Below are 3179 nucleotides of genomic sequence, written 5' to 3'. Positions count from 1 at the left end.
TTCCCGGCGTGCCCCGGGCGGCGCATTGGGCGGTAACGGCACGGGTGTCCCCGGCAAATCGGGCGCCGGCTCCCCGGGGCGTCCGGCGACCGGGATCCCCGGCGTCGGTGGCAGACCATTCGGCTTCGGCGGTGACGAGAGCACATCCGGCAACGCCGGGTATGGTCCGTTGGGCCCGAAGGGACCCTGTCCTTGATCGACGCCCGCGCATGGCATCGGGTTTCCCGGCCGCGGTAGGAGTTCTGGCGGCGGGACATAGGAGCACGGCGTGCCTGGCGCCACTGCGGGTCCCGGGTGATCCGGGGTGCCCTCGATTACCGGTGGTGCCGGCGGAGGTGCACCGTTGGGGAACCGGGTGCCGTTGGGGTCGGGGAACCGGAAGGCGGGCAGGCCGGCGCTGCGCCAGAAGTTTTCCGGGTCGATCCCGCGCTTCTGGAATGCCGCGTCAACCCACGGCTGCAGCATCCAGTACGGCAGCAAATTGCCGATCATCACCTTGAAGTAGGGCCCGGAGCCGACCGCCTCGCTCAACGCCGCGGTGTAGTTGCGCAACGTAGTCAGCCCGGTGGCAAGGTCTTTCTTGTGCTCGACCAGCAGATCGGTGACGGTGCTCAGCTGCTCAAGCAGGTGGTGCAGGTTCGGGTTGTCCTTGATCAGACCCTGCACCTGGGTGGAGAAGGCCGATACGTTGGCCAGGAGCGCGTTGATGGCTCGTCCACGCTCGTTGAACGCTGCCAGCAACTCCTGGGTGTTTCGTAGCAACGCGTTGATCTGTTTACTGCGGTCACCGAGAACGCTGGCCACCTTCCTGGCGTCGGCGAGCAGGTGTTTGAGTTGCTCGTCGCGCTTGCCGAGGGTGTCGGAGAACTTGGCCACCCCGTCGAGAGCCGCGCTCAAGTGCGGGGACGTCTGGTTGATGGTCTGCGACAACACATTCAGCGATCTTTTGACGGTGTCGATGTTCCATCCCGAAGCGCCTTTGGTGACGTCGAAGAACGCGTCATAAATCTGATACGGAGTAGTGCTCTGCCCCAGCGCCAACACCGCACCAGGCCGCAGCGGTCGGGTACCTCGCGGCTCGATCTCGAGCACCTTCTTGCCCAGCAGCGTGTCGGTTCGGATCGCCAGCCGGCTCTCGGTACCGATGGTGCGCGTGCCGGTCGAGAACTTCATCACGACGTGGTCCCCGTCGATCTTGAGATCTTGCACCGTCCCGACGTCCATGCCGAGGACGCGAACCTTGTCGCCCTTGCTCAATCCGCCGGAGTCGCTGAACTGGGCGTAGTAGTTCGCGGTGGCGAACAGCATCGGCAGACTGCTAAAGCTTTGTCCCACACCGACAACGAGCACCACCACTGCGATGGCAAGCACTCCGACACGCACCCGGTTGGCAGGTTGCAGCGATCTCATTGCAGCGTGCACCTACCCGACGGCTGCGCCCAGAGCTTGACTGAACGAACCGGGCCGCCCGGCTGCAGCCCGTTGACTTTGATGGCGAGGTCGCAGAGATAGAAGTTGAAGAAGTCACCGTAGATGCCGCTGGCTCGTCCGATGATGTTGAACGCGTTAGGGAGCTTTCCCAGCAGGTCGCCGAGCTTGTCGTGCTGCTCGACGAGTGGCCCGGCGACGTTTTCCAGGCGGCCGACCGTGTCGTGCAGCAGGGCCCGGTTGTCGGCTAGCAGGTCGGCCACCGTTGCAGCGGCGTTGCTGATGTGCGCGGTGCCGTCGGCGAGGTCGGCGGCCCGGCCCTTCAAACCGGTAATCAGGACCTCGAATTTGTTGATCGTCTCGTCGAATTGTTTTCGGTGCCGAACTGTGGTGTCCAGCACCGTGTTCAGGTTGGCGATCACCTGACCGACCGCCTGGTCGCTTTCGGCTAACCGATCAGTCAGCTGCGCGGTCTGATCGAGAATGTCGTTGATGGTGCCGCCCTCGCCCTGGAAGACAGTGATGATCGATGAGGCGATGGTGTTGACCTTCTGTGGATCCAGAGCGCGAAACAGCGGCTTGAAGCCGCCGATGAGGGCATCGAGGTCCAGAGCCGGCTCCGTGCGGGATAGCGGAATGAATCCGCCCGGCGACAGCACCCTATCGGCGTTTTCCCCTGTCCCGCGGTCGATTTCCAGATAACGGTTGCCGATCAAGTCTTGGTAGCGGATCTCGGCGGTCGTCGACTGGTACAGCGGCACCGATCGGTCGACGGTGAAGTCGACGCGTATCCGCTTGTCGCCCTCGACCAGGTCAACTCTTTTGACCTTACCGACCTCCACGCCGGAGGCCCGGACGAACTGGCCGGCACGTAAACCGCTGGCATTGCTGAACTCTGCGGAGTAACTGTTGGTTTGATCGAAGCGCACTTGACCGAAAACCACCACGATGAATGCCGTGAACAACAACTGCACGGATGCGACAGCAGCGAGCCGGATGTCGGTGCCGGTGATTCTCATGGGTTGATCGTGTTCTCCCCGTACTGGCGCCCCCAGACGTATTCGCTGGCGAGCGGCTGGCTGAGCTCGAAGTGGTTATACGGCGCAATGCTGTTGCCGGAGTCCATCACCAGGTACGGCGCCGGCCACAGATCACGGGTGATCGGCTGCCAGCAGCCAGGCGCTCCGCCGGGTCCGCCCCGCGCATTTACCCGCGGCAAATTGTCCGGATACACATACGGGTTCTCGGTTCCGGCGAGCGCAACGCCGAGCTGCGCTGCATAGTGGTTACCACTTTCCAGCACTGCGACTTTGGGGGCGAGTTCAGCGAAGTTTCGCAGGGTGCAGAACACCTCCGGGCTGTAGGTGTCGAGGAGACGCGCGGTGGGCACGAGGTCGCCGAGCAAGCGGATCAGGTACGGCTTGCTGCGGGTGAAAATGTCTTCGCCGGTGCCGGCGAAGCCGGATGCGGCCAGCAACGCGGAGTCGAGTTCCGCCCGATGCCGGTTGAGCGTGCGTGCCGTAGTCACCGCATTCTTAAGTGCGTCAAACAGATCCGGCGCAGCTTTGGTGTAGACATCGCCGAGAGCCGCAAGCTGCTGGATGTCATTGCGGATCATCGGCATTTGCGGATTCAGGTCATCGAGAATTTTGTTGCCGTTGACGATCGACTGCCCGAATTTGTCGCCCAATCCAGTTAGCGCCTGCGCCGCTGCGCTCAGCGTAAGGTTCACCTTGACCGGGTCGATGCTC

Annotated in this window: 3 protein-coding genes; all 3 read right to left on the bottom strand. The window is 63.1% G+C overall.

What is annotated here, in order from left to right; genetic code table 11:
- A partial coding sequence (locus WBF82_RS13705) for an MCE family protein (protein ID WP_424383552.1) occupies positions 1–1410 on the bottom strand: 1410 nt, incomplete at its 3' end.
- Positions 1407–2447: a virulence factor Mce family protein gene (locus tag WBF82_RS13700; RefSeq protein ID WP_424383551.1), complete on the bottom strand. Its 1041-nt coding sequence runs from the start codon at positions 2445–2447 to the stop codon at positions 1407–1409. The genes WBF82_RS13705 and WBF82_RS13700, both read right to left, overlap by 4 nt.
- The coding region (locus WBF82_RS13695) for an MCE family protein (RefSeq protein ID WP_424383550.1) at positions 2444–3179 on the bottom strand (736 nt) is incomplete at its 5' end. The genes WBF82_RS13700 and WBF82_RS13695, both read right to left, overlap by 4 nt.

Origin of the sequence: Mycobacterium sp., assembly GCF_049673265.1 — a bacterium.
GTDB lineage: Bacteria > Actinomycetota > Actinomycetes > Mycobacteriales > Mycobacteriaceae > Mycobacterium.
Note: the sequence above shows the minus strand (reverse complement) of the source record. Positions and strands in the feature narration are given on the sequence as shown.